This window comes from Streptosporangium sp. 'caverna' (assembly GCF_003203775.1).
GTDB lineage: Bacteria > Actinomycetota > Actinomycetes > Streptosporangiales > Streptosporangiaceae > Streptosporangium > Streptosporangium subroseum.
On the sequence record NZ_CP029711.1, the window covers coordinates 5198553 to 5223937 of the forward strand.

22 protein-coding genes are annotated in these 25385 nt (G+C 69.2%); 12 read left to right on the forward strand and 10 right to left on the reverse strand.

The window, feature by feature from the left end:
• The first annotated feature begins 186 nt into the window (after positions 1-186).
• The 3 genes from DKM19_RS23025 to DKM19_RS23035 all read left to right on the forward strand — a co-directional run bounded on the left by DKM19_RS23025 (position 187) and on the right by DKM19_RS23035 (position 2131).
• Positions 187-555, forward strand: a complete 369-nt coding sequence (locus DKM19_RS23025; RefSeq protein ID WP_110698249.1) for a BlaI/MecI/CopY family transcriptional regulator — start codon at positions 187-189, stop codon at positions 553-555.
• Entirely contained in the window at positions 552-848 is a 297-nt protein-coding gene (locus tag DKM19_RS23030) for a hypothetical protein (RefSeq protein WP_110698250.1), read from the forward strand. The genes DKM19_RS23025 and DKM19_RS23030 overlap by 4 nt, the downstream gene beginning before the upstream one ends.
• Positions 849-1186: 338 nt before the next feature.
• Entirely contained in the window at positions 1187-2131 is a 945-nt protein-coding gene (locus tag DKM19_RS23035) for a C40 family peptidase (RefSeq protein ID WP_239514392.1), read from the forward strand.
• A gap of 56 nt (positions 2132-2187) precedes the next feature.
• Here DKM19_RS23035 and DKM19_RS23040 read toward each other — a convergent pair whose 3' ends face one another.
• The gene (locus tag DKM19_RS23040; protein WP_239514393.1) at positions 2188-2646 is read right to left on the reverse strand and encodes a helix-turn-helix transcriptional regulator; all 459 of its coding nucleotides are present in this window, start codon (positions 2644-2646) and stop codon (positions 2188-2190) included.
• A 190-nt stretch (positions 2647-2836) separates the two neighbouring features.
• Between DKM19_RS23040 and DKM19_RS49680 the strand changes: the two genes are divergently transcribed.
• The 3 genes from DKM19_RS49680 (at position 2837) to DKM19_RS23050 (ending at position 4667) form a co-directional block, all read left to right on the forward strand.
• Complete coding sequence (locus DKM19_RS49680; RefSeq protein WP_162641689.1) at positions 2837-2998, forward strand: hypothetical protein; 162 nt, start codon at positions 2837-2839, stop codon at positions 2996-2998.
• Positions 2999-3113: 115 nt separating this feature from the next.
• Positions 3114-3413 carry a hypothetical protein gene (locus tag DKM19_RS23045; RefSeq protein ID WP_110698254.1) on the forward strand — a complete coding sequence of 100 codons (300 nt, stop codon included), beginning with the start codon at positions 3114-3116 and terminating at the stop codon, positions 3411-3413.
• A 66-nt stretch (positions 3414-3479) separates the two neighbouring features.
• Positions 3480-4667, forward strand: coding sequence for a hypothetical protein (locus DKM19_RS23050; RefSeq protein ID WP_110698256.1), 1188 nt, complete (start codon positions 3480-3482; stop codon positions 4665-4667).
• Positions 4668-4749: 82 nt separating this feature from the next.
• Here the strand turns inward: DKM19_RS23050 and DKM19_RS23055 are convergent, their stop codons facing one another.
• The 5 genes from DKM19_RS23055 to DKM19_RS23075 form a co-directional block, all read right to left on the reverse strand.
• Positions 4750-5751, reverse strand: a complete 1002-nt coding sequence (locus DKM19_RS23055; RefSeq protein ID WP_110698258.1) for a hydroxyacid dehydrogenase — start codon at positions 5749-5751, stop codon at positions 4750-4752.
• A 23-nt stretch (positions 5752-5774) separates the two neighbouring features.
• Positions 5775-6614, reverse strand: a complete 840-nt coding sequence (locus DKM19_RS23060; RefSeq protein ID WP_239514394.1) for a carbohydrate ABC transporter permease — start codon at positions 6612-6614, stop codon at positions 5775-5777.
• Complete coding sequence (locus tag DKM19_RS23065) at positions 6611-7501, reverse strand: carbohydrate ABC transporter permease (protein ID WP_110698260.1); 891 nt, start codon at positions 7499-7501, stop codon at positions 6611-6613. Before DKM19_RS23065 ends, DKM19_RS23060 begins: the two co-directional genes overlap by 4 nt.
• A gap of 70 nt (positions 7502-7571) precedes the next feature.
• Positions 7572-8882, reverse strand: a complete 1311-nt coding sequence (locus tag DKM19_RS23070; protein WP_110698262.1) for an ABC transporter substrate-binding protein — start codon at positions 8880-8882, stop codon at positions 7572-7574.
• Between the two features lie 105 nt (positions 8883-8987).
• Positions 8988-10040 carry a substrate-binding domain-containing protein gene (locus DKM19_RS23075; protein WP_162641690.1) on the reverse strand — a complete coding sequence of 351 codons (1053 nt, stop codon included), beginning with the start codon at positions 10038-10040 and terminating at the stop codon, positions 8988-8990.
• Positions 10041-10198: 158 nt separating this feature from the next.
• On the opposite strand from DKM19_RS23075, the gene DKM19_RS23080 reads away from it, so the two are divergent.
• Positions 10199-11953, forward strand: coding sequence for a DUF2264 domain-containing protein (locus tag DKM19_RS23080; protein ID WP_110698266.1), 1755 nt, complete (start codon positions 10199-10201; stop codon positions 11951-11953).
• Positions 11954-12069: 116 nt separating this feature from the next.
• Here DKM19_RS23080 and DKM19_RS23085 read toward each other — a convergent pair whose 3' ends face one another.
• Positions 12070-12957 carry a LysR family transcriptional regulator gene (locus DKM19_RS23085; RefSeq protein WP_110698268.1) on the reverse strand — a complete coding sequence of 296 codons (888 nt, stop codon included), beginning with the start codon at positions 12955-12957 and terminating at the stop codon, positions 12070-12072.
• 344 nt (positions 12958-13301) lie between these two features.
• Between DKM19_RS23085 and DKM19_RS23090 the strand changes: the two genes are divergently transcribed.
• Together DKM19_RS23090 and DKM19_RS23095 are read left to right on the forward strand one after the other, a co-directional pair.
• A complete protein-coding gene (locus tag DKM19_RS23090) occupies positions 13302-13721 on the forward strand; it encodes a hypothetical protein (RefSeq protein WP_110698270.1) in 420 nt (139 codons plus the stop codon).
• Between the two features lie 111 nt (positions 13722-13832).
• Complete coding sequence (locus DKM19_RS23095; protein ID WP_110698272.1) at positions 13833-14564, forward strand: trans-aconitate 2-methyltransferase; 732 nt, start codon at positions 13833-13835, stop codon at positions 14562-14564.
• A 157-nt stretch (positions 14565-14721) separates the two neighbouring features.
• Here the strand turns inward: DKM19_RS23095 and DKM19_RS23100 are convergent, their stop codons facing one another.
• Complete coding sequence (locus tag DKM19_RS23100) at positions 14722-15861, reverse strand: NAD(P)/FAD-dependent oxidoreductase (RefSeq protein WP_110698274.1); 1140 nt, start codon at positions 15859-15861, stop codon at positions 14722-14724.
• A gap of 214 nt (positions 15862-16075) precedes the next feature.
• Complete coding sequence (locus tag DKM19_RS23105) at positions 16076-17242, reverse strand: erythromycin esterase family protein (RefSeq protein WP_110698276.1); 1167 nt, start codon at positions 17240-17242, stop codon at positions 16076-16078.
• Positions 17243-17332: 90 nt separating this feature from the next.
• Between DKM19_RS23105 and DKM19_RS23110 the strand changes: the two genes are divergently transcribed.
• Positions 17333-18016, forward strand: a complete 684-nt coding sequence (locus DKM19_RS23110) for a TioE family transcriptional regulator (protein WP_110698278.1) — start codon at positions 17333-17335, stop codon at positions 18014-18016.
• 88 nt (positions 18017-18104) lie between these two features.
• On the opposite strand, the gene DKM19_RS23115 is transcribed toward DKM19_RS23110, so the two are convergent.
• Positions 18105-19304 carry a cytochrome P450 gene (locus tag DKM19_RS23115; RefSeq protein ID WP_110698280.1) on the reverse strand — a complete coding sequence of 400 codons (1200 nt, stop codon included), beginning with the start codon at positions 19302-19304 and terminating at the stop codon, positions 18105-18107.
• A 680-nt stretch (positions 19305-19984) separates the two neighbouring features.
• Here DKM19_RS23115 and DKM19_RS49685 point away from each other — a divergent pair.
• Positions 19985-20416, forward strand: coding sequence for a hypothetical protein (locus DKM19_RS49685; protein ID WP_162641691.1), 432 nt, complete (start codon positions 19985-19987; stop codon positions 20414-20416).
• Positions 20417-20636: 220 nt separating this feature from the next.
• Positions 20637-25370 carry a discoidin domain-containing protein gene (locus DKM19_RS23125; RefSeq protein ID WP_204358962.1) on the forward strand — a complete coding sequence of 1578 codons (4734 nt, stop codon included), beginning with the start codon at positions 20637-20639 and terminating at the stop codon, positions 25368-25370.
• Positions 25371-25385 lie beyond the last annotated feature (15 nt).

Here is a 25385-nt window from a genome sequence, read left to right on the forward strand (position 1 = left end):
CTACCGGCTCTTCGCCGGGCGGTCGCTGCACGTGGGCACCGGTGACAACGCCTCACCGCAGTATGCCGCGGGTGTCGGCTCAGGCGGCAGGGGCGGCAAGGGCGGTGAAGCCAATCTGACTCATGGCTGGTGATCTACGACGGTCGGTAGCATTAATCGTTCGCCGGTAGATGGGAGTTTCACACGATGCGTGGTCTGGGAGATCTGGAGTCCACCGTCATGGAACGCCTGTGGTCCTATCACCGGTCCGCATCGGTCAGGGACGTTCTCGAAGACCTCCGTCGCGAGCGGGAGATCGCCTACACGACCGTGATGACGGTGATGGACAAGCTGCACAAGAAGGGCCTGCTCCGCAGGAAGGCCGTCGGCCGGGCCTACGTGTACGAAACGGTGGCCAGCAGGGAGGCCTACACCGCCGACCTGATGCGGAGCAGTCTCGCCTCCGGCGGCAACCAGGCGGCCACGCTGGTCCACTTCTTGGAGCGGCTGACCCCTGAGGAATCCGTCGCGCTGGAGGCCGCGCTCAAGGTGTATCCGCCCGGGGGCCGCGCGTGATGGTCGCCGCCGTCCTGGCCTCGTATGCGATGGTCGCGGTGGTCGTGCTGCCCCGGCTGCTGAGCCGGGAGGAGTGGGCCGAGCGCGCACCCCGTCTGGCGATCGCCGTCTGGCTGGCCGCCTGCGCCTCCGTGGTCGCCTCTGCGATCTTCTCCGCACTCGCCGTCGCGATCCCGGCCAGCGTGATCGGACATGGCCTGGCCGGGTTCTTCGAGGCCTGCGCGGACGTGCTCTCCGACGGCGCGGCCCTCAACTCCCCGGTTGCCCGCGCCGCTCTGGCCGGGCCGGTCTGATCGCGGCCAGGCTACTACTGCTGATAGTTGTTTTCTCCCACCGAGGGCATCCTTCGTCCAGGCGGTCAGAAGCTCGGCGACCCCCGTGAACCGAGCTCGAAAAACCTCTCCGAACAGCCACTTCATCGCGAAGGCCGCCGTTGGCGCCCTCCCTTCCTTGATTGACCACCGCCACGTGATCACCCGATATGATCACCTCAATACGGATCAACGTGTGAATAGCCCCCGGCCGCTTCTGTAGCATTTCGTCCGAGATTCGGGCAACGGAAAGGCATTACACAGTGGCCGTGACAGGCATGCCGGTGAGAGTTGGACGGATACCTGTAGCGGCAGGACTCGTGATCGCCGCTCTGCTCCTGCCTCTCGACAGGGCAGTCGCCGAACCGCGGCCCACCATCGCTCAGGCCAAGGCGAAGCTGGACAAACTCAACAACCAGGCAGGCAAGGTCGTCGACCGCTACAACCTGGCCAACGAGCGGTGGAAGAAGGCCAAGAAGCACTACGACGGGCTGAACGAGGCCTACAACCAGCAGCGCAAAACGGTGGACGCGCTGCGCCGCGACCTCGTCACACTGGCCGTCAGCACCTACCAGTACGGTGGCTCGCCCTTCGGAGAGGGGTTCGTGGCCAACGGTGATCCCCAGTCCCTCCTGAGGGGCATGGCCGCGAGCAACCAGATATCGTCCGGGCACGCGGAGGCGCTACGCAGCTTCGACGCCGCCACCCGGACGCTCAAGCTGCAGCACGGCAAGGCCAAGGACGCGCTGGCCGGCGCCGACCAGGCCCGCGACGCCCTGGTTCCGGAAAAGGAGAAGGCCAAGCGCCTGGTCGCCGAGCAGACGAAACTGCTGCGCAGGCTGGGGACCTTCCGAGCCGGCAACCCCAACAGCCCCGGCGTCGTCTACACCGGCGCGGCCTCCGGCAATGCAAGGCTCGCGCTGCAGTTCGCCTACGCGCAGATCGGCAAGCCGTACCAGTGGGGCGGTGAGGGGCCGGGATCATACGACTGCTCAGGCCTGACCCAAAGCTCCTGGGCCAGAGCCGGAGTCGGCATCCCCCGCACCACCTACGAACAGTGGAGCTGGGGGGCCGGCCGGCGAGTGCCACTGGACCTGAACCGGTTGCAGCCCGGTGACCTGCTTTTCAGCAAGGGTCTGGGCCACATGGGCATGTACGTGGGCAACGGCAAGATGGTCCACGCCCCACGGACCGGCGACATCATCAAAGTGGTCGACCTCGACGACTACTGGTGGGGACGCCTGCTCGGCGCCATCCGCCCCTGACACCGATCAGGTAGCGGCGGTCGGCCTCGGCGCTCACCCCGTGCCCGTGTCCGTGCTCAGCCGTCGTTTCGCCTTCCTTGGCGGTGGGGGTCGGTGACGTGCCCGATGTGGGTGATCGCCAGGTCGAACAGCATCCGCATGTGGGAGTCGGCCAGCCGGTAGTGCGCCAGCCGTCCGGTCCGGCGGACCTGGACCACGTGGTGCATGCGCAGCAGCCGCAGCGCGTGCGAGGTGGCCGAGGTGCTCTGGCCGGTGACCGCCGCCAGGTCACTCACGCACATCTCCCCCGCCTGCAGCAGGGCGGCCGTCAGCCGCAGCCTCCCGGGATCCGCCAGCAGTGCGAAGACCCGTGCGAGCTCCCGCACCGTCTGTTCCGGCGGTAGCGCCGAGCGGATGCTCTGCACCCGCTCGGCGCCTGGGACCGCGGGGAAGCAGGCATCGGGATGCGCGGCCACCTCCGCGCTTGCATGACGGCTCAGGGGTGCGGGTGCGCACTCCGCGGTTCGGGGGGCCACGGTGCCTACCTCTTCTCATCGGGGTACGGGCTGCTCACTCTAAAGAACATCTGTTCAATTGCTCAGGTGTTTAATCATTCAGCAATGAGGAGATTACTCTTCGTGAGCATCGCAGGTCGGGCGCCCAATAGCTTGACCGAACCGCCGGCCCACGCCGGTGAACAGATGCCGATCGAAGGGAGACACCGCGATGATCGCGAAGCGAACCACCGCCGCCCTGACGGTGTGCACCACCGCGAGCAGCCCCATCCCGGCCGGCCGGTCCTACGGCTCGGTCGGCACGCGGCGGGCTGCCGCCGGCGGCAGACGCGGCTGGGCCTCAGCCCACCACCCGCGCAAGGTCACCAAGTAGTGGCCTCGGGTGACCGCCCATGACTCCTGTTCTCCGCCCCCGGCGACGCTCGTCAGCCGGGGATGAGAAACCCCCAAGACACGGAACGCCCCGGATCCTGCGAGGAGAGGCACTGATGATCGCATTGCTGACGGTCCTCACGGTCGCCGAGATCATCCGGATTCCCGCCGCCGCGGCGGCGACGGTGAGGTGTTCGGATCCGAGCGCCTTCTCCCATCGGGAATATCGGAGCGCTGGGTCGGAGAACGCTCTCCCCGCGTTCGGCCGTGCGCTGGAGGCCGGCTCGGCCCGTATCGAGCTCCCGGCGGAGCCACGCGCCCGAGACGCGCCCGGCCACCGGCCGACAGCCGGTCCCGACGCCACAACCGGCCGGCGCGCAGCCCCGCACGACCGCAGGCCGCTCCGCCGCCGATGACCACCGAACGATCCACCGGCCGTTTCGGAACTTTCCCTGATCAACCCCCATAAGAGGTGGTGAGACATGCTGCTGGCCAATCGGACACAGATGCTGGGGCCGGCATTGGAGGGGGCGTCTCCCGGCACCGAAGCATGGGCCGCGGTGCTCCTGGTATCGCTGGCCACGCTCGCCGGGGCGTGGCTGGCCCGGCGCAACTCCGCCAAGGTGACGCTCTGGCTGGCGATCGCCTCAGCGATGATGCTGATCACCGCTCTGGCCGACCTGCTCCCCGACGCCTGGCGCGACGCGGCCGAAACCGGAGTGCCCCTGTGGGCCGTCGGGCTGGCCATCGCGTTCGGCTTCCTCGTGATCACCTATTTCACCCGCAAAGGCTGCGGGCACGGGCATGGGCACGGGGGGTCCGGACGGACCGGTGGCAGACACGCGCCCGGCCTGCACCGCCGCGTCAAGGAAGCCGTCGACGCCGCGCTGTTCGGCGGTATGGGCACCGCCGCCGCCCTCACCCTGCACCGGGCGATCGAAGGCGCGACGCTGGCACTGACCGCCTCCATCGTCGTCGTCATCGCCCTCATGGTCCACTCCGCCAGCGAGGGGCTGGCCCTGGCCGCGCTCCTGGACATGGCCAAACAGCGCCTGACCCCGTGGCTGCTGGTCTCCTGCGCCAGTCCGGCCGCCGGCGTTCTGATCGCCACCGTTGCCCCGTTGCCCGCTCAGATCGTGCCGATCCTGCTCGGCATGGTCACCGGCGTGCTGCTGCGCACCGCGGTCGTCGGCCTCAGGCTCGCCGCCGCCGGCCAAGCCGGCGGTCGACTGTCCAGACGCCACCTGACCATCGCCGCATGCGTCGCCGCCATCGCGGGCATCCTCCTGGTCACCACGCACGGCGCGCTGGGCGAAGACCACCCGCGAACCGAGCGGACACCTCACGCCGCCGACCGTACGGCACCCGCCGCGCCCACCCCCATGCCCCTTCGCCGGCCCCCGGCCCCGCAGACCCCGCTGACCTCGCTGACCCAGCCCCAGCTGCGCGCGGCGGTGGCCTCCGGCCGGATGAGTCTGACCGAGGTACTGGCCCGCACCGACGACACCACGAAAAACGCCCACGTCGGATGGCTCCTGCGCGCCCTGCCCGGCGACAGGGCCGCCGAGATCGCCGCTCTGCTGACGGGCGGCGGGATCGACGCCAACCGCCGCCTCGGTGACCTGACCGAACGGCAACGCCGCCACCTGCTCGATGCCGCCGCCAAGTGACCTCCCGGAAACCACAGAAACCACAGAAACCGCCTGGCGCTGCCGACGGACGTACGGTTCCGGCGGCGAACGGGGCGGTGGATCAGGCGATCCGCGCGAGCGTCTCGCTCGCCACGCCGTGCGCGAACGGCAGCCCGCGGGCGTAGCGGGTCAGTTCGTCCAGCGCCAGGTCCGCCATGCGGGCCAGCTCGCCGCCGAGCGAGCCGGCGATGTGCGGGGTGAGCAGGACCTGCGGCAGGTCGTACAGCGGCGAGTCGGCCGGCAGGACCTCCGGCTCGGTGTGGTCGATCACCGCGAACAGTCGGGCGCTGACCAGCTCGGCCGTCAGCGCCTCCTGGTCGACCAGCGCGCCCCTGGCCGTGTTGATCAGCGTCGCGCCGTCGCGCATGCGCGCCAGGCGCGCCGCGTCGATCAGGTGCCGGGTCTCAGGAAGCAGGGGCGCGTGCAGGCTGACCACGTCGCAGCGCGCCAGCAGCTCGTCCAGCTCCACGTGCTGCACGCCCAGGTCCTCGGTCAGATACGGGTCGGCGATGAGCACGTCCACGTCGAACGGGCGCAGCAGTTCGAGCACCCGCCGTCCGATCCTGGAAGCGCCCACGATGCCGATCGTCCGCCGGTAGTTGCCGAATCCCGGGAAGCGGCCGTCCCAGTCGAGCGCCACGTGATGCTCCCGGTAGAGCCTGGCGATCTCCAGCACCCGCTTGTTGGCGAACAGGATCGCGGCGAGGGTGAACTCGGCGACCGGCTCGGCGTTGGCCGCCGCGGCCGACGACACCAGCAGTCCACGCTGCCAGCACGCATCGGTGACGTGGTACTTGACCGACCCGGCCGCGTGCACGACGGCCCGCAGCCGGGGTGCCGCGGCCAGCACCTCGGCGGTGATCGGCGGACATCCCCAGCTCGTGTAGAGCACTTCCGCCTCGGCCAGCACCGCCGCCGCCCGCGGGTCGGCGAAGTCGTGGGCCACCAGGTCCGGATCCACGTCGGCCACCGTGACCAACCGCTCGCGCACCGGGCCGGTGACCAGCCGCTCGGCCACCCGCAGGCCCATGGCGAGCAGGGTTTTCGGCCTTCTTTCGATCATGTCGCTTTCCCCCGAGTACGTGCTCACTTGACGCTACCCGCCGTCATCCCGGCCCGCCAGAACCGCTGTAGGAACACGAAGACCAGCAGCAGCGGCACCACCGAGAGCAGCGACCCGGTGATCACCAGCGTGCTGTACTCCGGGAACGCGGTCACCTGAGTGTTCCACGAGTACAGGCCCAGGCTGAGCGGGAACAGGTGCTGGTCAGAGAGCATCACCAGGGGCAGGAAGAAGTTGTTCCAGATTCCGGTGAACTGGAACAGGAAGATCGTCACGTAGGCGGCCCGGAGCATGGGCAGCGCGACCGAGACGAACGTACGGATCTCACTCGCGCCGTCGGATCGGGCGGCCTCCAGCACCTCGCCGGGCACGTATCCCGTCGACAGCACCCTGGCCAGGTAGACCCCGAACGGGTGGACCAGCGCCGGGATGAACACCGACCAGAACGAGTTGACCAGCCCGACCTTGGAAACCAGCAGGTACAGCGGGATAGCGGTGGCGGTGGTGGGCACCAGCACGCCGAGCAGGACCAGGCCGAACAGGCGTTCCTTGCCCCGCCATTCGTACTTGTCGAAGGCGTAGCCGCAGGCCACGCTGATCAGCGCGCCCAGTGCCGCGCCGCCGCCGGCGTACAGCAGGCTGTTGACGTACCAGCGGAAGAAGATGCCGTCTCCCTCCGCGGCCACGGCCGAGAGGTTGGCGCCGAGGTTGAGGTCGGACAGGGCGAAGCCCGGCGTCGAGTACAGGTCGGACAGCGACTTGGTCGAGGCGAACAGCAGCCAGGTCAGCGGCAGCAGCGTGTAGACAGCGGCGATCAGCAGGAAGACGTTGACCGCTCCCTTGGACACGAGGCGGGACGTCACTTCTTGTTCCCCCACTTAGTGACGAAGTAGGACAGGACCGCGGCGAGTACGGCGAGCAGGATCGACGCGGCGGCGGCCTGACCGATGTCGTTCTTGCCGAACGCCTCGGCGTAGGAGTACATGTTCGGCGTCCAGGTGCTGACGATGCCGTTGCTGACGCCGTCCATGACCATCGGCTCGTTGAACAGTTGCAGCGAGCCGATGACGGTGAACAGCAGCGCGGTGATCACCGCACCCCTGATCAGGGGCAACTTCACGCGAAGGGCCACCCGGATCGGCCCGGCGCCGTCCATCGTGGCCGCCTCCAGCACCTCACGCGGGATGGCCTGCAACGCGGCGAAGAAGATGATCATGTTGTAGCCGATCCACTCCCACACGGCGACGTTGACCACGGAGCCGAGCACGTGGTCGCCGAGGAAGTCCCACTCGATCCCGCCGTCGCGCAGCGCCGAGACGATCGGGCTGATGCCGGGCAGGTACAGGTACAGCCAGATCAGTCCGGCGATCACGCCGGGCACCACGTGCGGCATGAACAGCGCGAGCTGGAAGAACCTGCGCAGGATCGCGATGCCGGAGTCGAGCAGGAGGGCCAACGTCAGCGCGCCGCCGAGCATCAGCGGGATGTACAGGGCGGCGTAGAGTGCCACGATCGCGAAGCCGTCGCGGAACGCCTGGTCGGACAGGGTGGTCAGGTAGTTGTCCAGACCGCTGAAGACGCTCTCCGTGCCGCCGAATCCCAGTCCGGACGACTGATCGCTGAACAGGCTCAGCCAGAGCGCGTATCCGAGCGGGGCGATGACGACGGCGGCGAACAGCACGAAGAACGGTGCGGTGAACAGAAGGACCGCCCAGCGCCCGCCCTTGGAGCGCTGAGTGGAGGAGGACATAGGTTTCCTTCCGGGCGATGCCCGCCGCCAGGCGCGGGGCGTCTGCGGCGGGCAGGGAGTACGGCGGGCGCTAGGAGGCGACGGACAGCCCACGTCCCTTGATCTCGTTCACCGTGTCGGCCTGCACCTGGGTCAGGACGTCGGGAACGGTGGTCGCGCCGGTGGAGACCTGGCCGAGCTTGTCCTTGAACGACGTCAGCACCTGCACCATGCTGGGTCCCCACGTCCAGCCCGGCTGGATGGTGTCGTAGGACTCGCGGAAGACCCGGTAGATGTCCTGGCCGTCGTAGAAGCCGGTGTCGAAGCTCTGGGAGGCGACGGGCACGAGGTCGGCGATGGCCGGGAACGCGCTGGAGGTGCCCGAGCCCAGCCGGGCCTTCCACGCCTCGGGCGAGCCGGTGAGCCACTTGGCGGCCTCGACGGCGGCCTTGAGGTGCTTGCTGCCCTTGCTGACGGCGAAGGTGGTGCCGCCGAACATCCCGCTGGCGGGGGTTCCCCAGTTCGGCGCGGGCGCGACGGCCCACTTGCCGCTCAGCGGAGCGTTGTTGCTCTTGATCATGCCTGCCGCCCAGTTGGCGCCGAGGTAGCCCCACACCTGGTCCTTGGCGAGCGACGCGATCCACTCCTGGCCGAGGGTGGGTTGCACCTTGACCAGGTCCTCCTTGATCAGGTCGTCCCAGTAGGCGGCGACCTTCTTGGTGGGCTCGTCGTCGATCGACACCTTCCACGCGCCGCCGTCGGAGTTGAACCACTTTCCGCCGGCCTGCCAGGCGAACGTGGCCAGCAGGTTCGGGTCGTCGGGGAAGAAACTGCCGATGCGGGACTCGGAGTCGGCCTTCTTCACCTTCTCCGCGGCGGCCCGGAAGTCGTCCCAGGTCTTCGGCACGTCGATCTTGTTCTTCTCGAACAGGTCCTTGCGGTAGAAGAAGACCTGCGGCGCGGCGTCCAGGGGCAGCGACCAGGTCTTGCCGCCCAGCTCGACCAGTTGGAAGACGCCGGCCGGGTACTTGGACTTGACGTCGGCGGTCTCCGCGGTGATGTCCTGCAGCGCGCCCTGCGTGACGAAGTCGGGGACCTGCGGGTACTCCACCGACATGAGGTCGGGTGCGTTGCCGGCCTTGATGGCGTTGGAGAACTTGGCGTAACCGCCCGCGTTACCCGAGGGGATCTCCTCGAACTTGATCTGGACGTCGGTGTGCGACGTGTTGAACGCGTCGACGACCTCCTTGGTGCCCTTGGCCCAGCCCCAGAACACGATCTGCTCGGGGCCCGCGGCGGTCTTGCCTCCCTCGCCGGTGCCGGAATCACCGGTGCCGCAGCCCGCCAGCAGAGTGGCCACCGCCACCAGACCGGCCACACCGGCAATGTGCTTACGTTTCATCACAGAACCTCCGAGTCGATCGTTAGAGCATCATTCGCTCGTAATTCGACCGCTGTCGAGAGGTTTGCTCAATTTGACCATAACGAAATCGCTTCGAAAGAGTGTTCACCGCGGCGGGGCCGACGACTCCCGGGCCCGCAGGGTGGGCAGGAGGGCCAGGTGGCGGGTCGAGGCGGCCGGGCCCTGGGTGACCCGCCTGATCAGCATGTCCACGGCGCAGCGGCCGACGTCCATCTTGGGCGGCGCGACCGCGGTGAGCGACGGCGAGCAGAAGGTCGCCACCTCGTCGTCGTAGGCCACCATCGACACCTCGCCCGGGATGTCCACGCCCGCCGCTCCCAGGTGCCTGACCAGCGAGAGCGCGTCCTCGTCGTTGTGCACGACCAGGCCGGTCACGCCGTCTTCACGCACCAGCCGCACCACCTCGGCGATGAGCCGCTCCACGGGCCGCTCACGATCGATGACGATCTCTCTCGGCGCCTCCATTCCCAGCACGGCGGCCCCGGACAGGACGCCGGCCTTGATCCTCGGCGTGGTGGGGCTCGGATAGGCCACCAGCGCGATCCTGCGGTGGCCGAGCTCGGCGAGGTGGCGCACGCCCAGGTAGGCGCCGTGGGCATGGTCGGAGGCCACCGCGTCGAGCGTCGAAGCGGGTCCGGCCAGCTCGGTGCGCCGCTCCACCAGCACGGTCGGCACGTGCAGCCCGGCCAGCCAGTCGACGTGCGACTCGTCGGGCTGCCTGCTCGGGGTCAGCAGCAGGCCGTCGATGCCGCCCTCGACGAGCTGGCGCACCTGCGCGCGGTCCTCGGCCTCCTCGTAACGGGAGATGCCCAGGACGAGCCGCGCCCCGGTGCGGCCCGCCTGCTCCTGTGCCCCCTTGATCACTCCGGGGTAGTAGTAGTGGGCGGAGGGGACCAGCATGCCGATGGTCAGTCCCGCCGCGGCGGCGGACAGGGCCGCCGGGGCCTGCTCGGCGGCTGGAGGGAGCGTGACGCCGCCGTGCACTCTGAGCAGGAGGCCCTGGTCGGCCAGATGCCCGACGTCCCTGCGCAGGGTGACCGCCGAGACACCCAGCTCCTGCACCAGTTCGGTCAGACGGACCGATCCCCTGTCGCGAAGCTGACGGAGGATGAGTCTGTGACGCTGCTCGACGGACAACGGTGGCTCCTTCAGCCGGAGGAATGCGGAGATTCTAACGGACATAGCGTTCGTTATGAACGCTTTCCTTTCGTTCGATCAGATAACTTGTGCGTGACGAGACGGGCCACTACAGTCGGCCGCCGGAAAGCGATTTCCGTCTACTCTGGAGTCTCGCGATGCTCTCTCTGCCGCCAGAAGACCGATCGCTCAGCCCCTACACCGGGTGGACCCGAGCCCACTGGGAAGCTCTGGCCGACGGCCTGCTGACCGCGGTGGAGCCGTACCGGTCGGCGGACGGTGCGACGATCCGGCTGCCGGGGCGGGCCAGCTGGTCGGACTGCGACGGTCTGGAGGGCTTCGCCAGGACGTTCCTGATCGCGGCCTTCCGCGTGGCCGGCGGCGGGCCCGCCGAGTTGCTCGAACCGTACCGGCGGGGATTCGTCAGCGGGCCCGGCGTCTGGCCCACCGTGGCCGACCGTTTCCAGCCCATGGTCGAGGCGGCGTCCTTGGCACTGGGGCTCTGGCTCACCCGCGAGCAGCTGTGGGACACGCTCGGCGACGCCGAGCGCGAACGGCTGGGCGCCTACCTGGCCACCGTGTTCCACCACGAACCCGCTCCGAACAACTGGTGGCTGTTCCCCGTCACCGTCGGCGGATTCCTGGCCGACGTCGAGGTCGAGGAGGAGGCCGCCCGAGCGGCCATCGAGCGCGGGCTCGCCAGGATCGAGGACTGGTACGTCGGGGACGGCTGGTACACCGACGGGGACAACCGGGGCTTCGACCACTACAACGGCTGGGCGCTGCACTTCTATCCGGTCCTGTACGGGCTGCTGTCCGGGGTGCCGATGCCCGAGCACGAGAGCCGGTTGCGACTGTTCCTCGAAAGCTACGCGCTGACGTTCGGGGCGAACGGCGAGCCCCTGTACCAGGGGCGGTCGATGACCTACCGCTTCGCCACGCTCGCCTCCCTCATGCTGGGCGCGGTGACCGGCCGGACCCCCCTGTCCCCCGGTGCCACCCGACGGCTGGCCTCCGGATCGGTCCGTTACTTCCTGGAGCACGACGCGCTGTCGGCGGAGAACCTGCTGACGTTGGGGTGGTTCGGGCAGCACGAGGCCACGCTCCAGTCGTACTCGGGCTCCGCCTCGCCGTACTGGGCGGCCAAGGCGTTCGTCGGGCTGCTGGCTCCCGCGGACCATCCGCTCTGGACGGCGATCGAGGAGCCCGGCCCGGTCGGGCCGGCGGCGCTGGAAGGGCCGGGGCTGGTCGTGCAGAACCACGACGGGGTGGCCAGGGTGCTCAACCACGGCATCCGGCACGACCGCGACGACCCGCTCTACGACCGGTACGCCTACTCCACCCACACCGGGCCCACCACGGCCGCCGACGTACCGGACAACCACTTCGGGCTCGTCGGCGCCGACGGGGCCGCCGCGCCGCGCGGGGTGCTCACGCCGGATGGCGCGGGACGGCGGGGCGAGATCGCCTGGGCCGCGTCGATCACCGACGGCGCCCGGAGCGTGAGCGTGCTGCGTGGCACGGTGGAGTTGCGTGTCCACCGGGTCGCGGCCGGCTCCCGCGTGCGTCAGACAGGCTGGGCGCTCCCCCGCGCCACGGCCGAGATCGAAGATCTGTCGGTCGCGCTCACCGCGCCTGACGGACTCCGCTCCCGCCTGACCGGCCTGCACGGCTACGACACCGCCGCGGCGCTGGAGGCCGTCGAGGGGACGGCATTCGGCAGCCCGGCCCTCGTCCCCGCGCTGGACGGCGTGACCGAGGACGGCTGGACGGTTTCGCTGGCCGTGCTGGCCGTGCTGGGCGACGGGGATGAGCCCGTGGAGGTCCACGTCGAGGTGGACCTCGACCGCGTCGCCATCGTCTGGCCGGACGGCGAGCGCTTCACCGTCACCTCGCGCGGCCCGCAGGAGTAGGGCGAGAACGACGCGGCCCATCGACTCCTCCGGGCCGGGGCGGCGGCGTCACACCAGGATGAGGTGCGGAGCTCCTCAACGCGCGCGGCCAACGCGGCGTGCCCGGGATGTGCGGCTCAGATGACGAGGGTTCCGATGTCGGCGGCGACCCGGGCGAGGGCCCGGATGAGGTCGTTCTCGGCCTCGGCACGCCACACCAGGGCATACGGCAGGGCGTCGATGTCCCAGACGGACAGGTAGGCGATGTCGGGCCGGCTCCAATAGCGCCTCATGTGGGCGGGGAAGAGGCTGACGAGCTCCCCCGTGCTGGCCAGGGTGAGAACTTCCTCCGTGTTGCGTACCAACGGGCCGCGTTCGATCCGCCGCCCCGCGCGGGTGTGGGACGGGACGTAGCCGTCGGCCCAGTTGTCCGTCCACGCCGGGGGGTTCGCGTGCTGGAAGTCGGCGACCATCTCCAGCGAGACCGAGGTGAACCGGGTGAGTTCGTGGTCGGCGGCCACGGCCACCACCCGCGGCTCGGCGAACAGGACCGGGCCCACCGTCAGATCGGGTTCTTCGACCGGCAGCCAGCAGATCAGGACGTCGATGTCGCCCCGGCGCAACCCGGCGAACGGGTCGACGAAGGAGGCCTGCTGGATCTGCAGCTTCCACTGCGGGTGGCGGGTGCGGAAGGTGTCCCAGTAGGGGCGCATGTCGTGGATGTTGATCGGGAGCGTGCCGACGCGCAGCACGGCGGTGACGCCCTGGGCGGCGAGCTTGGCGCGGCGCATGCCGTCCTGGAGCCCGCTGTAGACGGGCCAGAGGTCGTCGCGGAGCTGGCGGCCGAGCGGGGTCAGCCGGACCGTGCGGTTGGTGCGCTCGAACAGCGGGGCGCCGATCTGGCGTTCCTGTTTCTTGACGGCCTGGGTGATGCGGGCGGGGGTGACGCGCAGCCGTTCGGCGGTCCGCCCGAAATGCAGCTCTTCGGCAAGGGCCAGGAAGATCTCGATGTCGCGAAGTTCCACGACTCTCTCTCGCGTTAGCTCGGAGGTAAGACGGCTTTGCGTATTTTGTCGTTGTTTCGGTTGTTGTTCGCGTTGATCATAGTCATCGGAAGAGCCGGACCACTTCCGGAGTGGCGCGATGACGCCTTTAATGGGCAAGACGGCACTGGTACCCCCTTCACCCGGATCATCCGCGACAGCGATGGACGCGTCTCCACGGAAAACGCCCCGTCCTGGGACTGGATGACCGGGAGAGAAGCTCGGGAACCCGGAGCTTATTTCTTACAAGATTTTCCCGCCCACCCGGACGCGTCACCGCTACGCTGACCAGGTCGGCGGCAGATCACCGCGAAAGGCGCATAGCGATGGCGGAGCGGCAGGAAGCCACGCGGGACTCGCTCGGCATGCTGGACACGCTGACCGAGCACGTCGAGCAGAGCGTGACCATGGTGCGCGAGAAGCGGGCCAATCTGGAGAAAGCCCGTGCAACGCCCGGTGTTCTCGATGACGCCACGGTGGCCCGGGTGAAGCGGGTGTTCGGCCAGACGGCCGAGGACGCCGAGATGTTCGCCGAGCAGGGGCGGCAGTGGGCCGCCGAGGGCATCACCCCTACCCAGCGCGGTCAGGTCGAGTGCTACGCCGCCCTGGTCGCCGAGTTACAACGTGAGACCACCGCGATCCTCGCTCTGGCTGACGAACTCGCCAAGGGAGCGACCGAGACGGTCCTGACCAAAAGCGACATAGAACTCGGTATCGAGTCCTTCCTCCGCGGCGACGATCTGTAGCCGGGACTTCGCCGGCGCGGCCGGACGCTCCCCCGTTCAGCGGATCCCCGCTCAGCAGCGCACCGGCGTAATTCGGTTGGCTGTCGTCGCCCGTCTGTGGATACTGCCGGAATGTTCTCTGATGCCGAGGCCGCTGCCCTCTACGACGTGATGAACCCGTGGGACCCCGCCCGTTCCCCCGAGGTCGTCTTCTGCACCGAGCTCGTGATGGCGGCCGGCGCCGTACTGGATCTCGGCTGCGGCACCGGGAGCATGCTGCACCATGCCCGCGACCTTGGTCACACCGGACGTCTCGTCGGGCTCGACCCCGACCAGGGCATGCTGGATCGGGCCGAACACCGCACCGACGTCGAATGGGTTTCCGGCGTCGCCGCCGACGCCACCTGGGACGGAGAGTTCGACCTGGCCACGATGACCAGCAACGCCTTCCAGCACCTGGTCGCCGACGACGAACTGCGGGCCTCCCTGACCGCGATCCGCACCTCGCTCCGCGACGGTGGCCGATTCGTCTTCGGCACCCGCCACCCGCAGGCTCGCGCCTGGGAAGGCTGGAACCGGTCGAACGCCTTCGACCTCGAGGACGCCACCGGACGCAAGCTACGCATGTGGCATGACGTCGAGTCCGTCGTCGGCGATGTCGTCACGTTCACCGAGACCACCGCCGAGCGCGACGACACGGTCCTCCGCGTCGATCGGGCAAGCCTGCGCTTCCTCGACGTCCCGGCACTGGCCAGGTTCCTGACCGAGGCCGGGTTCACCGTCGAGGATCAGTACGGCGACTGGCACCGGGGTCCCGTCACCGAGACCAGCCGCGAGATCATCACGATCGCCCGGCGCATCTGAACCCGGTACCCGGCACCAGCCGGCCGGGGGTGGTGGTGCCGGGCGATTCCCGACATGATCGTTAAGGCTCTCCCGGGACGGCGCATCCGCCGAGCTATTCAGCGGCTGGGGACGTGTTCAAGAGAAGACCCCCGGGTCGCAGGCGAGCCGGTCGGTGTCACCGGCCCGGGTGGCCGGTCGCCGGGTCCGCGAGCCGTGAGTCGACGTCGGGAAACGAGCCGTCACCGAACAGGACGCGCGCCGCCAGAGCACGACCGGCACGACCACGTAGCGCGGCCACCGCCGCCTCCGCCGCGGCGGGAGATCGGATGCCGGCGAACACGCGGCGCAGCAACAGGCGGCCTCGGAACCGGGCCCGCAACGCGTTCCCGTCGTACCGGCTCAGTATGCGCCGGTCGCCGGTACGCAGGTACTCCGCGGCGACCGCCGCGGCCAGGCCGGACATGCGCAGGCAGGGATCCAGTCCACCGGCCGTCAGCGGCGACACCGCGCCCGCCGCGTCCCCGACGAGCAGCCCGGCGGGGCACGCCAGCCGTCGCAGCACACCGCCGACCGGGATCGGACCCCCTCGACGCTCGATGGGCCCGGCCGGCGCCGTACGACCGGGCGCGTCCGCGGCGAAGGCGTCCAGCAGGTGGCGGATGCCGGTGCGCATCGCGCCCGGATATCCCGCGACGCCGACGTGCGCATGCCGGCCGTCGTCGATGACCCACCCCAGGTACCCCGGAGCGACCCGGGGATCCAGCACGCAGTGGAACGCCGGGGTGGCCGTGCCCGGCGCGACCGGGTGGACGATCTCGGCACCGAGCAGGAAGCGCCGGTTGACGTCAAGGCCGAGATCACGGGCCACCTGTGAGCGGGCGCCGTCCGCGCCGACGATGAACCGGGCCGTCACCGGTTCCGCATCCGCGAACCGAACAGAACCCCTCGACGCCCCGACGTACCGTACGCCCAGGAGGACACGCGCCCCGGCCGAGGTCGCCGCACGACGCGCGTGCTCATAGACGGCCGCCATGTCGGCCACGCGATACTCGTCCCGGTCGCTGGTGAGCCGGATCGGCGCCCGCCGCGACGGCGGATACAGCAGCACGTCCCTGACGCCGGGCCCGAGCAGGTGATCCGGCAGGTCGAAGTCGTCGAGGGTGCGCCGCACGAAGATCCCCGTCGTGCGGATGCCCGTCGACAGCGACCTGCGGCGGTCGACCACCAGCACGTTCAGTTCCCGTAGCGCGAGCAGGCGGGCCGTGTGCAGTCCCGCCAGGCCCGCGCCCACGACCAGTACATCCACGGTCTGCATACCTTGCGACGGTAGGGGCGGCGCCCCGCGCATGCGACCGTCTGCACGCTACCCACCCCGTATCTCTACACCGTCGCCACACTCGGGCGGCCGGGCCGGGGTTTTCGTCAGGAACCGGAGAGCCTTCAGCTTGCCCCGCCTCACGTCGGGGGCGGGCATGGACGGTGTGATCGGTGTGCGTGCGTGTCAACGCAGATTGACACGCACGCGCCCGTCAACCCAGCGTTTTCAGCCTGACAGCCTCCTTGAGGAAGACGATGCCGTCGATCGTGGCGAGTTGGGCCGGGTCCAGCGGGAAATAGGCGAAATCGTGGGAGACGCGCGGGGCGGGCTCCGTGACGGCCTCGGCCAGGCGGCGGGCGTCGATGAGAGAGTGGTCCCACGGGAGCGTGGACAGGAGGCCCTCGACGGTGTCCGGGGACGGGATGTCGTCGCCGACCGTGCCGAAGGCGGAGGCCAGGAAGGCATACCGGTCGCCCAGGTGCGCTCCGACGATCGCCCCCGCGCTCCACCACTCCAGCAGGTGGTCGCCGAGTGACATGAGGCTCTTGTTCCGCTGCAGGTGGAGGTTGTGGGTGAAGACCAGGGCGGGGCCTTGCTCGGCGACGGCGCGCAGGTTGGCGGCCATCATCGCGTCTCGCAGGGCCGACAGCCGCGCTATCCGCGCCGGGGACGTGTCGGCCATCCAGGAGTGGTAACGGAGCAGGCCGACGGCGGTGCGCCCGTACAGCTCCGCCCGCTCCCTGTCTTTCGCGCTCAGCCGCGGCGCCTGAGTGTCGAGCAGCGCCACCAGGTCGTCGGTAAGCAGCCGCAAACGCTGGGCGTCGGCGGACTGGCCGATCGACTGGGACGGGTCCATGACCGTGGCCTCGTTCGTCCACCGGTCGTCCGGGCCGAGCAGCGCGTCGAGGGTCTCCACGGTGCAGGGAAGCGGGCCGTCGAGGAGGGCGTGGAGGGCGGTGAGCGCCTGGCGCGGGCTCTCGGCCCAATACTCCAGCGGGCCGTCGAAGCCGAAGAACCGGAGCTTTTCGTCATGCTCCTCGTTGTACGCGCGCATCCAGCGCACGAGCTCGCGGATGGCCGGGGGCTCGCCGAAGTCGTGGCTGAAGCCGCGCTCCATGACGTCGTCGAGCGTGCCCGCACCCGTCGTGATGTAGTCGTCCACCACGAGGCCCCTGAGGCAGTCGCTCTCGATGGCGAAGGACCGGTAGCCCTCGTGCTCGACCAGATGCCGGAAGATCTCGTTACGCAACTCGCCCAGCTCCTCCACGAAGTGCCTGGCCTCGCCCAGACCGAGCAGCAGGGGCTTGGCGGGAAGCGACCGGAGGAACGCCGAGACGCCCGCGCCGTCAAGCGGCCGGGCCGTGTTCTTGATATCCATGCCTTCAACGGTATCTTTGAACCCTCGGTGTAAACTTTTCCGCGAAATTCCCACTCCTGTCGCGACGAACCTTCAATCGGTGGTGCATCCATGAGGCCGGTGGACCTGGCGCGCGAGCACGGCCTGTCCACCCAGGCGATCAGAAACTACGAGGACGACGGCATCCTGCCCGCCGCCGAACGCACCGTCCACGGCTATCGCACCTATGCGCCGCTGCACGCGCAGGCCCTGCGCGCGTTCCTCGCCCTCGTGCCCGGGCACGGTCACCAGACGGCCACGTCGATCATGCAGGCGGTCAACCGGGGTGCCGTCGAGGACGCGCTCCGGCTCATCGACGAGAGCCACGGCCAGCTCCTCGACGACCGCCGCGTCCTCCAGGCCGTCGAGGCCGCGCTCCGCGATCTGGCGCCCGTGCCGCAGGAGCGCGGCGGCACGTTCATCGGCCCCCTGGCAAGGAGGCTAGGCATCCGCCCCGCCACCCTGCGCAAATGGGAGAACGCCGGGCTGGTCCGGCCACGCCGCGATCCGCAGACGGGCTACCGGATCTACAGCGCGGCCGACGTACGGGACGTCCGGCTGGCCCACCAGCTCAGGCGGGGCGGCTACCCGCTGGAGCGGATCGCCCCGCTGATCGCGCAGGTCCGCTCCGCCGGAGGCGTCGCCCCGCTGGAGTCGACCCTGCGCGACTGGCAGGCCCGCCTGTCCGCCCGGGGCCGCGCCATGCTCAAGGGCGCCGCCGACCTGGACGCGTACCTCGGCGCCCGCGACCCCTGAGGCCGAGTCGGGTGACGGTCACGCCCACCAGGTCGCGCGGGTGACGGTGTCGAATCCACCCCCGACAACCGACGGTGGTCGCGAGGAGTCAGATCAGCGGAAGGCGGCGTAATCCCGTCATGGTCGGTGCGGACATGAACTCCACGGGGTCCTCCGGGTCGGTGCGCAGGGGGTCGAACCGGTCGAGCAGGATGTTCAGCGCGACGCGTCCCTCCAGCCGGGCCAGGGGTGCGCCGAGGCAGAAGTGGATGCCGTGGCCGAAGGCGAGATGCGGGTTGGGGGCGCGACCGGGATCGAAGGCGACGGGGTCGGGGAACTGCCGGGGATCTCTGTTGGCCGCTCCGAGCCAGACCATGACCATCTGATCGGCCGGTATCGTCACGCCGCCGAGTTCGGCTTCCCGGGTGGTGGCGCGGCCGAGGAGGGCGAACGGGGTGAACAGCCGGAGGGACTCCTCGATGACGGCCGGGATCGAGGAGCGGTCGGCCCGTGCCCTGTCCTGCTGCTCGGGGTAGGCGTCCAGGCAGAGCGCGGTGTTGCCGAGCAGCATCGTCGTGGTGATGTGCCCGGCGAGCAGGAGGACGATCGCAAAGTTGACCACCTGGTCGTCGGGCAGGCGTTCGCCGTCCACCTCGGCCTCGACCAGCCTGGTGAGCAGGTCGGCGCGCGGCTGCCGCCTGCGTTCCGCGGCGTGGGCGGCGAGATAGTCGGTCATCTCCCGCCACGGTCCCAGCGTGGCCTGGAGGTCCGCCTTCCGGGCTTCGGCGGGCTCGGCGAGTGAGACCTCGGCGTCCCGCTGGAACAACGCGTCTGCCCACTGTTTGAACAGGGCGCGATCGCTGCCGGGCACCCCCAGCAGTTCGGCGATGACGATGACGGGAAGCGGGTAGGCCAGATCGGTCACGAGTTCCAACCGGCCGCGCTCCCGCGCCGCATCGAGCAGCTCGTGGGTGAGGGCGGCGATCCTCGGCTCGAGATCCGCGACCACCTTGCGAGTGAAGGCGCTGCTGACCAGCTTGCGCAGCTTGCCGTGCTCCGGCGGATCGATCTGGGTGATGAAGCCGTCCAGCGAGAAGTCCTCGCGGGACGGCTTCATGCTCTCGGGGACCACGCGCATGGTGTCGGAGGAGAACGTCGCTGGGTCGCCGAGGACCTCCTGCAGTTCGGGATAGCCGTAGACGTTCCACATTCCGGCCCGAGCGTCGTACTCGACCGGCGGGCCCGATTGCGGACCGCGCAGCCAGAAGAGCTGTTCAGGGATGTTGTACCGCTTGACGATGTCGGTCATGGGCCCTTCCCTTGGTCGTGGATCCACTGCGGCAGAGCATGCGTTCGGAACGTGAACCGGTACTCCGCAGTCCCTCGCGCTATCTTCACCCGACGCGGCGGGTCCCTGGCAAGGGCATCATCGTGATCGGCGTCGTGGTCCCGGGCCTACCGGTGGGGCCGGCGGTGTGCGCGATGCGGGACCGTCCGGTGGCGAACGGCGAGCCGCCCACGCCCCGGGATCCTCGGAGGGGCCGTACGTGTAGACCACGGGGACCCCATCTTGCCCGTCCCGAAAGCGTTTTCGCGCCGCGTGGCACGGGAATGCCGAACCTGCCGACCCTGTCGCCGGTGGGTGGGCCGGCGGTGCGGCCTGCCCGGGCGGCAGGCCCTGAGCCAGTGCGTTCGGCGGGAAACCGGGCCGGGTGGCGGCGTCCGGAACCGGTTGACCGGTCGCCTTCCGGACATCGACGCGGCCGTTGAGCGCCCCGGGGACGGTGACGACGGAGGCGCCCGCCCAGGCGGCCGCGTCGGTTATGGCCGCCCGTCTGGTCGTCACCAGCGAAAACATTTTCTCCTGACGCTTGCTGGTCAGACGCCACTAAACCCACCCAATCCGTTGACAGCTCCGTAGGTTTCTTCTACGTTACGAAAACCTTTTAGTTAATTTCGGTCGTTGGGTTGGAGGTATCGGAGCAGGCCATGAAGCCACGTGTGCGGGTCAGTGCTGCATTGGTCACGTCGGTGCCGTCAACGGCGGCGTGCGGAGGTTCGGTTTGCGAGCGACGACAGCAGCGGCCCGCCGCCGGAGCCGTCACGGTCACCCTGTGGACTCGCGCGGCCACCCGGGCACGGAGTGAGCGATCGGTCGAGGCTCACACCAGGAGCGACAAGCACCACCGGAGCGCACCGGTGGGCGGCGTCGTCGAACTCGACGACGCCGAGACGGCGCCGGCCCCGGGGAAACCGTGCGGCCGGCCATACGAGGCGGAGAAGAACTTCCGGGTCGCGGAAGCGACCACCCTGCGGCTGGTGCCGTACCACCGCCGGGACAACCGCGATCGCGCCACCACGCGGGCCTGGCTGCCCGTCATGACCGATCCCGCGTTCTCCGGGGGAACGCGGTGCGGTTAGTGCGCGGTAGTGCACGACTGTCCCTGATCCCGTTCACGTCGCCGGACGACGCGTCCACGCCGTCCGGCGACGCATGGCCCTGTGGAGCGTGCCACCTCCAGTGTCACGAGCGTCCACGATGCCACCGGCCGAGATTCACCCCTCACGACGGCGTCCGTGCCCCAACCAGGCCGCGACGCCGGCAAGAAACCGACCAATCCCGGTAGCAGGAGGAAGTCTAATGAATGTCAGACGCATAGGCCGAGCGCCCACCTGGGTCGCTCTGGCCGCGCTCACCGTGGCGGGCCTGGTCAGCCTGCCGCCCACCGCGCACGCCGCCGGCCCGGTTCTCCCCGGCAACGAAGGCGACGTGGGTGTCTACACCAACGGTCAGAGCCACGTCATGGACATCGGGGACCCGGTCTACGGCAACGTCGGCGACGTCGCCAACCAGCTCAAGCCCGGCGTGCCGTTCACCGCGTCGAGCATGCAACAGTCGATCTTCGAAAAAGACCTGGCCGCCGGCGGCACGGACTACTACCTCGACCGCGTGCTCGGTGTCCGCGGAGCGATCGGGTCAGCCGTGCTGATGACCCGGGGCCGCTCGCTGTACATGCGCGGCGCGAGCAACAACAACTTCACCGTCATGGGCTTCGCCGGCAGCACCTTCGTCGGAGGTCCCAACAACCTCGGCAACCTGTACACGGTCACCGTGCCCGGGCAGACCGTGACCGAGGTGAACACGAACCGGTTCAACGCGCCCAGCCATGCCAAGAGCCAGTACACGATCGGCACCACCGGCGTCACCGCCGATCTGACGAAGTTCATCACCTACGACAACGCCGCGGTCACCGCCATCGACTTCACCAACCCCGGCGGGTCGGCGGCGACCTTCACGGTCCGGGCGGCCTCGCCGCTGGCCACCCAGGCGGGAGCCACCGCGGCCGAGCTGACCGGCACCCGGGTCATCACCAGCGGTTCCAACAACGGGCTCGTCGACACCCAGTGGGACACGGTCAAGATCGGCCTCACCGGAGCCGGCTTCACCCGCAGCGGCGCCAACCTGGACCGCGAGATCACCGTTCCCGCCGGTGGCACGGTCTCGCTCTCCGTGGTCGGCGCGGTCTCCTCGGCCTCGCTGCCGCAGACGGTGGAGGCCTACCACGACTACGCCGAGCTGACCCCCGCCGAGGCGGTGCGGACCGGCATCACGGCGTTCAACCGCCGCTGGGCGCAGGACGTGCCCTACATCAACGTCCCCGACCCCGCGCTGGAGAAGGCCATCGTCTACCGCTGGTGGGGGGAGCGTTACAACTCCCTCGACGCCAACGCGACCGGCTACGTCTACCAGTACCCCACGACGATCGAGGGGGTGAACCTCTACCAGAACGCCGTGGCGCTGACCCAGCCGATGCACCTGCAGGACACCAAGTGGCTGCGCACGCCGTACCTGCCGTACGGCCAGATCCTCAACATCGGCGAGCTGTCCGGCTCCTCGGCCTTCCTGGACAGCCCGGGTCACACGAGCTGGAACAACCACTACTCGCAGTACATCGGCACGGCCGGCCTTGAGGCCTACAACGTGCACGGTGGCGGCAAGGAGATCGCCGAGAAGTTCGCCCACTTCTTCGAGGGCGACGGCAAGGGCCAGCTCGAGCACTACGACGGCAACAACGACAAGCTCATCGCGTACGACACCAACTACATGCCCGGCAACGACGCGGACGCCATCTCCTTCGGGTTCCCGAAGACCGGCGCCGGCGCCCCCGGCGCGCGGACGATCGAGCGTCCGGAGTCGGCGTACGTGTGGGGAGCCTTCGACGCCGCCCGGCAGCTCTACCAGATCGCCGGCGAGGACCCGGCCAAGGTCGACCAGATGGCGGCCAGCGCCGACGGCATCCGTGACGCGATCCTGAACAAGCTGTGGAGCCCGGACATGCGGATGTTCCTGGCCGCCACGTCGCACGGCGCCACCAGCGGGGCCAGCTCAGGCGGCCACGCCAACCCGCTGCCCGCAGAAGCCCGCGGGTCGATCCCGGCCAAGGAGTCGAACCTCTACGACGTCTACTCCGAGAACCTCATCCCGTACGACCAGGCGCAGAAGTACGTCGACGGCTACCGATTCCTGACCTACGGCGACAACTTCCCGATCTTCCCCTTCTACACCGCCAACCAGTACGACCGGACGGCCTACGGGATCGGCGGCTCCAACAACTTCTCCAACATCAACTTCACCGTGCAGTATCGCGCCGTGCGGGCGGCGCTGCGGCACTACGACCCGGAGGGGAAGTACATCACCCCGGCCTACGCCAAGCGGCTGCTTGACTGGATGGCCTGGAGCATCTACCCGAACGGCGACATGCGGGCCCCGAACCAGTCGGAGTACTACTCCAACTGGAACCCGGCCACCAAGACCTACAACCGCAACAACCCGAACCACGTGATGCTCGGGAACATGAACTACATCTATGTCGAGGACATGGCCGGCATCCAGCCGCGGTCCGACGACAAGATCGAGCTCTGGCCGATCAAGTTCGGCTACGAGCACTTCATGGTCAACAACCTGCGCTACCACGGCGAGGACCTCACCATCGTCTGGGACCCGGACGGCACCGAGTACGGCCTGGGCGCGGGCTACAGCCTGTTCCTGAACGGCGAGCGCAAGGTCAGCACCGACCAGCTCGGAAAGATCACCTACGACCCGAAGACCAACCAGGTCCAGGCCGAGGACGGCCTCACCGTCACCTTCCAGGCCACCGACGGGGACGACTTCCCGGCCGCGGTGAACACCCCCATCGACGACGACCGCGTCGTCTCGTACCTCAAGACGGCCGGCATCGACCTGACCGAGGACTCGGTGAACCTGGCGAAGGGCGCCACCCTCGCCTCGTCGTACACCCAGCAGGGCACCCGGCCGACGCCGTGGCGGCAGTTCCACACGCCCGGCTACAGCACCACCTCGATGAACTACACGCCCGGTGCCGTCAAGGAGACCGAGCAGCCCGTGTCGCTGGCGGCCGTGACCGACGGTGTCACCGCCAACGAGCCCTACTGGGGCAACCACGGCACGACCGACAAGAACGGCTATGTCGAGCTGAACCTGGGCTCGGCCAAGTCCTTCGACAACATCAAGGTGCTCTTCGTCAGCGACCGCCAGGCCGGTGGTTACCACGAACCCGCCCGCTGGTGGGTCCAGGTGCCCGACGGCGACGGCGGCTGGAAGGAGGTGCCGGGCCAGTTCAAGAACCCGGCCGTCCCGACGGCGAAGTTCAACGAGGCGCTGTTCGACAGCGTGTCCGCGGGCAAGGTGCGCATCGTCTTCACCAACAGCCCGACCTACTACACCGCGATCTCCGAGATCCAGGTGTTCGACTCGGGCCGCGACGTGCCGGACGTCACCAACCAGGCGCCGGCCGTCACCGCCACGCGCGACGGCTCGGCGGACGGCAACCTGTCCACCCGGCTGGTCGGCACGGCCTCCGACGACGGCGTGCCGTACGACGACGAGCTCACCTTCGGCTGGGAGACCGTCTCGGCGCCGCAGGGCGCGGGCGTCATCTTCACCGACTCCAAGGCTCTGTCCACCCGGGTGACCGGCACCGTCGCCGGTGACTACGTCTTCCGGTTCTCCGCCGACGACGGCGAGAAGCGGTCGGCGGCGACCGTGCCGGTGACCCTCGCCAAGAAGGACGTCGTCGCGGAGTTCGGCTCCACGGCGTCGATCACCACCAGTGGCACCGCGTCCTGGGAGAACCACTCGCGGGTCAACGAGGCCACCACGCCGAGCAACTCCAACCCCGGCGCCGGAACCGGCTGGGGCAACTGGGGTCAGCCGCGCAACGGCACCAGCCCCGCCAACGAGGCGTGGATCCAGTACCAGTGGACCTCACCGGTGCGGCTCTCCTCGACCGACATCTACTGGTACGACGACAACGGCGGCACCCGCCGCCCGACGGCCACGACCTACGCCGTCGAGACCTCGACGGACGGCACCACCTGGACGCCGGTGAAGCTCGCCGGGGGTTCCTCGTACGAGAACGGGCTGGCCGTCAACGCCTACAACCGCTTCAACTTCGAACCGGTGACCACGAGCCGGATCCGTATCCGGATCTGGGGCCTCATGTCCGGCGGCGCCGGCACCGGTGTGCTGCGCTGGCGCGCCAACGGCGAGACCGTCGACTCGGTGCGCTCGCCGGTGCTCATCCGGACCGGCGTGGGCCTGGTGCCCACCCCGCCGGCGACACTGGACGCGGTCTACACCAGCGGCGCCCGCGGCGCCGTGGCGTTCACCTGGCAGCCGATCACCCCGGACATGGTCGCGGAGGCCAACGTCGACCCGTTCGTGATCTACGGCACCAACGACGCCTACGGCCTGATCGCCGAGGCCCGCGTCTACGTGCGTCCCGAGATGTCGGACGACGGCATCTCGATCCAGGGCGCCGAGTCCTTCGAGCAGCACGTCGAGGTCGGCGAGCTGCCCTACCTGCCCACGAAGGTGGAGGTCTCCTACAACGACGGATCCAGGGACAACCAGGCCATCGGCGTGAACTGGCGGTTCGACCCCGACATCGTCGACACCGACGGCACCTACACCGTCATCGGCGACCTGGTCCTGCCGCCGTACGTCAGCGAGGCCGGCACCATCCGGACCACGCTGACGCTCACGGTGGGTGAAGGCGGCCCGGTCTGGAAGACGGACGCGCAGGCGCTCAGCCGGTGTACCGGCACAAACGCCTACGTCACCCTCAACGTCCGCAACGACGACGACGTGCCGCTCACGATCGAGCTGATCACGCCGTACGGGTCGCGGACCGTGGCCAATGTGGCGCCCGGGAAGTCCGCCTACCAGGCGTTCAACTCCCGCGCCAGGTCGATCCCGGCCGGAACGGCGACCGTGAAGGTCACCGGAACCGTCGACGGCGTGCCGGTCACCGTACCGGCTCAGGTGCCGTACGGCGCGCTCAACTGCGGCTAGCACTCCCCGGTGGCG

Excerpts from the sequence above, each read along its gene's own strand:
- DKM19_RS23055 (WP_110698258.1), bottom strand. The coding sequence starts at position 5,751 with ATGATCGAAAGAAGGCCGAAAACCCTGCTCGCCATGGGCCTGCGGGTG.
- DKM19_RS23090 (WP_110698270.1), top strand. The coding sequence starts at position 13,302 with ATGGCGGAGCGGCAGGAAGCCACGCGGGACTCGCTCGGCATGCTGGAC.
- DKM19_RS23125 (WP_204358962.1), top strand. The coding sequence starts at position 20,637 with ATGAATGTCAGACGCATAGGCCGAGCGCCCACCTGGGTCGCTCTGGCC.
- DKM19_RS23115 (WP_110698280.1), bottom strand. The coding sequence starts at position 19,304 with ATGACCGACATCGTCAAGCGGTACAACATCCCTGAACAGCTCTTCTGG.
- DKM19_RS23080 (WP_110698266.1), top strand. The coding sequence starts at position 10,199 with ATGCTCTCTCTGCCGCCAGAAGACCGATCGCTCAGCCCCTACACCGGG.
- DKM19_RS49685 (WP_162641691.1), top strand. The coding sequence starts at position 19,985 with ATGAAGCCACGTGTGCGGGTCAGTGCTGCATTGGTCACGTCGGTGCCG.
- DKM19_RS23110 (WP_110698278.1), top strand. The coding sequence starts at position 17,333 with ATGAGGCCGGTGGACCTGGCGCGCGAGCACGGCCTGTCCACCCAGGCG.
- DKM19_RS23065 (WP_110698260.1), bottom strand. The coding sequence starts at position 7,501 with ATGTCCTCCTCCACTCAGCGCTCCAAGGGCGGGCGCTGGGCGGTCCTT.
- DKM19_RS23045 (WP_110698254.1), top strand. The coding sequence starts at position 3,114 with ATGATCGCATTGCTGACGGTCCTCACGGTCGCCGAGATCATCCGGATT.
- DKM19_RS23105 (WP_110698276.1), bottom strand. The coding sequence starts at position 17,242 with ATGGATATCAAGAACACGGCCCGGCCGCTTGACGGCGCGGGCGTCTCG.
- DKM19_RS23025 (WP_110698249.1), top strand. The coding sequence starts at position 187 with ATGCGTGGTCTGGGAGATCTGGAGTCCACCGTCATGGAACGCCTGTGG.
- DKM19_RS23070 (WP_110698262.1), bottom strand. The coding sequence starts at position 8,882 with ATGAAACGTAAGCACATTGCCGGTGTGGCCGGTCTGGTGGCGGTGGCC.
- DKM19_RS23095 (WP_110698272.1), top strand. The coding sequence starts at position 13,833 with ATGTTCTCTGATGCCGAGGCCGCTGCCCTCTACGACGTGATGAACCCG.
- DKM19_RS23100 (WP_110698274.1), bottom strand. The coding sequence starts at position 15,861 with ATGCAGACCGTGGATGTACTGGTCGTGGGCGCGGGCCTGGCGGGACTG.
- DKM19_RS49680 (WP_162641689.1), top strand. The coding sequence starts at position 2,837 with ATGATCGCGAAGCGAACCACCGCCGCCCTGACGGTGTGCACCACCGCG.
- DKM19_RS23050 (WP_110698256.1), top strand. The coding sequence starts at position 3,480 with ATGCTGCTGGCCAATCGGACACAGATGCTGGGGCCGGCATTGGAGGGG.